The organism is Type-D symbiont of Plautia stali, assembly GCF_001485335.1.
In the GTDB taxonomy this organism is placed as follows: Bacteria; Pseudomonadota; Gammaproteobacteria; order Enterobacterales; family Enterobacteriaceae; genus Pantoea; species Pantoea vagans_C.
This window is the reverse complement of the sequence record NZ_BBOC01000158.1, coordinates 1-4,513: the sequence shown is the minus strand read 5'-3', so window position 1 is coordinate 4,513 and position 4,513 is coordinate 1. Positions and strand designations below refer to the sequence as shown.

5 protein-coding genes and 1 pseudogene are annotated in these 4,513 nt (G+C 58.5%); all 6 read right to left on the bottom strand.

Going from position 1 to position 4,513, the window contains the following annotated elements:
• Positions 1-33: 33 nt before the first annotated feature.
• Positions 34-645: an outer membrane lipoprotein carrier protein LolA gene (locus PSSD_RS25500; RefSeq protein ID WP_058974185.1), complete on the bottom strand. Its 612-nt coding sequence runs from the start codon at positions 643-645 to the stop codon at positions 34-36.
• Positions 642-1,058 (bottom strand): acyl-CoA thioesterase, encoded by a 417-nt coding sequence (locus tag PSSD_RS25495; RefSeq protein ID WP_058974184.1) that lies wholly within the window; start codon positions 1,056-1,058, stop codon positions 642-644. The genes PSSD_RS25500 and PSSD_RS25495 overlap by 4 nt, the downstream gene beginning before the upstream one ends.
• On the bottom strand, positions 1,051-2,745 hold the full coding sequence (locus PSSD_RS25490) for a glycosyltransferase family 2 protein (RefSeq protein WP_058974183.1): 1,695 nt from the start codon (positions 2,743-2,745) through the stop codon (positions 1,051-1,053). The genes PSSD_RS25495 and PSSD_RS25490 overlap by 8 nt, the downstream gene beginning before the upstream one ends.
• Positions 2,739-3,086, bottom strand: coding sequence for an ApeI family dehydratase (locus PSSD_RS25485; RefSeq protein ID WP_039328907.1), 348 nt, complete (start codon positions 3,084-3,086; stop codon positions 2,739-2,741). The genes PSSD_RS25490 and PSSD_RS25485 overlap by 7 nt, the downstream gene beginning before the upstream one ends.
• A complete protein-coding gene (locus PSSD_RS25480; protein WP_058974182.1) occupies positions 3,073-4,401 on the bottom strand; it encodes an AMP-binding protein in 1,329 nt (442 codons plus the stop codon). Before PSSD_RS25480 ends, PSSD_RS25485 begins: the two co-directional genes overlap by 14 nt.
• Positions 4,398-4,513 (bottom strand): annotated as a pseudogene (locus PSSD_RS28590) (COG4648 family protein); the annotation flags it as partial. The gene PSSD_RS25480 and the pseudogene PSSD_RS28590, both read right to left, overlap by 4 nt.

Below are 4,513 nucleotides of genomic sequence, written 5' to 3'. Positions count from 1 at the left end.
CACACGCTCAGCCACAGTAGCGCGGAAATTTTTTCACTGCGCTGGGGCAAAACGCGCTCGCTCTTCATCAGTCAGTTGTTGCGGTTCGGTGCGGGTATCGCTCAGGGTGATGAGGGTTTTGTCGCCCTGCTTATCATCCAGCGTGATCCCATTGAGAAACGCCGCGCCCTGCAAATCGATACGGTTGAAGATTTTATTCAGCGGCGCCGCTTTGGGTGTCAGGCTGAGCTGCCAGCTGTTGTTGCCACGGTCATGGAAATCGAGGTCAAAGTTTTCACGCAGCACTTTTTCATCCGCCTGGAACAGCGCGCGTAACAGGTGGTTGAACTGGAACATTTGTGGATTGCTGTCGGCCGTAATCACCTGTGGCGGCTGGCCACTCATGCTCTGCACCATACGTTTGTCATCCAGCACCAATGTCATGGCAAAGGGCGTGGCCTGATGCCACCACAATCCCTGTTGCTGGGCAATGATCAACTGACCACGCGATACCAGCGGCTGGGACATGCCGGCAATGGTGCGCACCTGCTCAAAGTTGGCGCGGATCACCGGTTGGCTGGCAAACCGCTGCTGTAGCTGATCGAGCGTCACCGCATGGGCACTGGCAGCGGTCAGGAGCAATAACAGGCAAAAGGCTCTGATCACGGCTTCACCCCCAGGCGCTCAAACAAAATATCCGGTGAGACAAAACTCATCTCCTGACTGGTGGCATCCACCGCCACCTGCAAGGTATGCGCTTTGGTGGTGACCTGCCCTGCGGCATTACGGATCACATAATCGATGCGCAGGCGATTTTCATATTCCGTGATGCTGGCTTCGACGCGGATAACCTCTTCACAGCGCAGCGGCTGGCGATATTTCACCCGCGTATCCACTACCGGCCAGACGAAACCGCTGGCGGTCATCTCGCCATAGCTGTAGTTGATGCTGCGCAGCAAGGCTTCCCGCGCCACTTCGAAGAAACGAAAATAGTTGCCGTGCCACACCACGCCCATTGGGTCGCAATCGTGGAACGACACGGTTAATGCCACTTCAGCGCGCCAGGTGCGTTCACTCATCGCGGCTCTCCTCCTCTGGTAAGGTCCAGAAATCGTAAAAGTTAAACCAGTCCAGCGGCGCCATCAGCGCATGCTGTTGTAATCGTTCGGCGTAGCGATCCACCGCGGTCTGCAATGCCTGCTGGCGCTGGGCGCGCGGCAGTGCTAACGGATTGGCAAAGGGTTCACAGTGCACGCGTAAGGTCCCTTGCTCACGCAAGGCGAACATCAGCAACACCGGGCAACGCAGGGCAGCAGCCAGCACAAACGGGCCTTGTGGAAACGGCGCCGGACGGCCCATAAACTCACTCCACACCACACGACGCTCTCCGCCACGCTGGCGATGCACGGCCGTGCGGTCACCGACAATCGCTACCCACTCACCGGCATCCAACTTCTGTTGCAACAGGATCGCCGTGTCCGGGCCAATATCCGTCACCGGCATCAAATTCACCCCCGCCTGAGGGGCAATGCTCTCCAGCACCTCGCGAAAACGCTGGGCGTTGTCGGTAAACACCAGCGCGTTAATCACCAGGCCACTGACCTGCTTCGCCATGGCGCGGCAGGCTTCGATATCACCAAGATGCGAAGCCAGAATCAAATGCCCCTGGCCGTCAGCTGCACGGATCACCGCTTCGGCACCCGGCGCAAAATCAATATCACGTCCCCATTGCACATCACCACGCCAACTGGCGACTTTATCCAGCATGCTGTAACCAAAGCGCAGAAAGTGATGATAGCTGGTGAGCGGTCCTGGCAAGGCGGTTTGCTGCCTGCTGGCTTCTGCTTGCACCTGTTTCAGCCATTGCTGGGAGGCGGCGCGTGCTTTGCGACCGCTCAGCCAGTAAACCGCCACCACCGGCCACAGTAACAGCACAAAGGGCAGACGCCCGGCACGACGATACAACCACAGCATAAAGCGCAGCCCATTTTGACCGCGGCGTTCCGGCGTGGCAGACCAGTGCTGCGTTTGCTGACGGCGGCGCAGCAGCTGCGGGATGCGCGGTAACATGCCGAAGAACAGACGAGTGTGCATCCACGAGATGCGCAGATTGTCATGCAACGCGTCAAAGTGAGACAGGCCGCTTTCAGGATAGGTCACGCGCGTGCTGATAAACCGACTTGGCGTGCCTTGCCAGTACAATCGCACCATGATTTCTGTATCGAAATCCATGCGCTGCCCAATTGGATGGCGATCGCACAATTGCAGCGAAGGCTGCAGCGGGTACACGCGAAAGCCACACATGCTGTCCTTTAACGAAAACGACAGCGTCTCGACCCACACCCAAAAATGGGTGATATAGCGGCCATACAAGCGCGATTTGGGGATTGAGGCATCGTAAATCGGCTGACCCGAAATCAGGCTGTCAGGATATTGCTGCGCTTCCGCCAGCATGCGTGGTGTGTCTTCAACCTGATGCTGACCATCCGCATCGAGTTGCAGCGCATGACTGTATCCTGCCGCTGCCGCTCTGCGCAGGCCGGCGATCACCGCCGCCCCTTTGCCCTGATTGGTCGGCAATGTGAGGATATCCAGCTGCGGTGCATTCAGGGCGGCGATCTGCTGCTTGGTCTGCGCATCGCTGCCATCATCCACAATGATCACCGGCAGATTAAAAGGTGCGAGACGAGCCAATACCGATGCCAGCATGGCACCGTGGTTGTAGCAGGGAATCAGCACGCAGGGCATGAACGCAGCACTCAACACAGGCGAATCTTCCCACTGCTGGCGATGTCGGCACCATCCTGACGAATCAGGCTATAGCTGAAGCTGAGCAGTGATTTGTCTTCCTGCCAGTTGAGTTGTAATTCCAGTTCGGCATCCGGCGGCACCGGCTGTTGGAACTTGATGTTGTCAATTGAGGCAAAGGCTTTACCAGGCGCCAATCGGGTTAAGCCGTAGTGCAAAACCCAGTCGAGCTGCGCCACACCGGGCAAAATGGGTAACGTGGGAAAGTGGCCGCGGAACCAAAACAGATCCGCTTTAGCATGTAGGCGTAACGTCAGCATCGCACCCTGCTGCTGGGCGTTGAGTTCAACCGGCAACATCAAACAACTCCTCAATTTGTGGCCACGCACGTTTGCTTTGCGCCGTCACCGGAATGGTGGTGACGACGCGCCAGTAGCGCGGCATGGCAACCGGCTCCAGCCAGGGTTGCAATTCGCTTCGCCACTGTTTTTTTCGCAGCGATAATGCCGTGGCATCCAGCGTTTCTGACAGTGCCAATACCACGCCAATCGCATGGCGACCATGGCGATGAATCGCTAGCGCCGCTGCATCCGTTACCCCAGGCAACGCCAGCAAGCGGCGTTCAATTTCGCTCAGTGACACACGCTTATCTTCAATCTTCACCACGCGATCCTGACGGCCCGCCAGCTGAAATGCACCCGATGGCTGCTGCACAATGCGGTCATCCAGCGGCCAGCCCTCATCAGTTTCCAGCAAGGGAGAATAGACTCGCCAGTGCCCGGCCTGTTGCTCGCAGAGGGTGACGAGGGGGAAACACTGCCACGCCGCGTGTTCAACACTGGCACAGCGCCAGCCAATCACACCGGTTTCAGTGCTGCCGTAGATTTCATCCACAGCACAGTGCAGAGCACTTTCAGCCTGCTGGGCAGCAGGCCAGGGCAGCGCCCCACCGGCTGACACCACCAATGCACAATGCGGGGCAGTGAGCGAAGGATCGAGACGGCGCAGAAAAGCCGGGCTGCTGATAAAGGCATAGCGGCGATCGCTGCGCTGATCGGCCAACTGCTCACCGTAGAAGATCTGCTGCGCCGCAAGCGGCAAGCTCAGCGCCATTGGCAGCACAATACGAAAGGTCAGGCCATACAGGTGTTGATGGCTGACTGATGCGATCACGTGGCACTGCTGTAAGCGCTGTCCCCACAGGTGAGCAAGCCAGTGCGACTCCAGATCCAACGCACGCAGTGATTTCACCACGCGGCGCGGTGTGCCCGTCGACCCCGAAGTGAACAGGACCAGGGTTGCGTCATCCGCTATCGCAGGCAGCTCACCCAGCGCCAGCGCACCGTCCCAGCGGAGATGCGGCATTGACAGCGTCAGCGGCATATCGCTGATCACACCGTCAAGGTGCTCGGCCATCTCTTCGAGTTGCGCCGTGCGGCAATGTCCGGGGATCACCGGCGTCTTACCGGCGTACCACACGGCTAACAGCGCCGCCGTGAAGTGGTAGCTATTGTCAAAGCACAACGCCCAGTGTTGGCCGGGTTGGCTGCGCAGTTTTTCCGCGAGCGCCTGCACCTGCTGGCGCATCTCTGATAACCAGTGCTGTTGCTGGCCTTGCCAGGCCACCACGCGATCAGTCGCAGCCAGCCAGTCGCGGATACTCAGAACCTTCATGCTTTGTTCCTCAAACGCTGACGCAGCAGCCATTCGCCGCCCATCAACGACCCCATCAGCAGATAACTGATGCACCCATTCCAGAGTGTCCATAGCGTGACATTATTGAGCA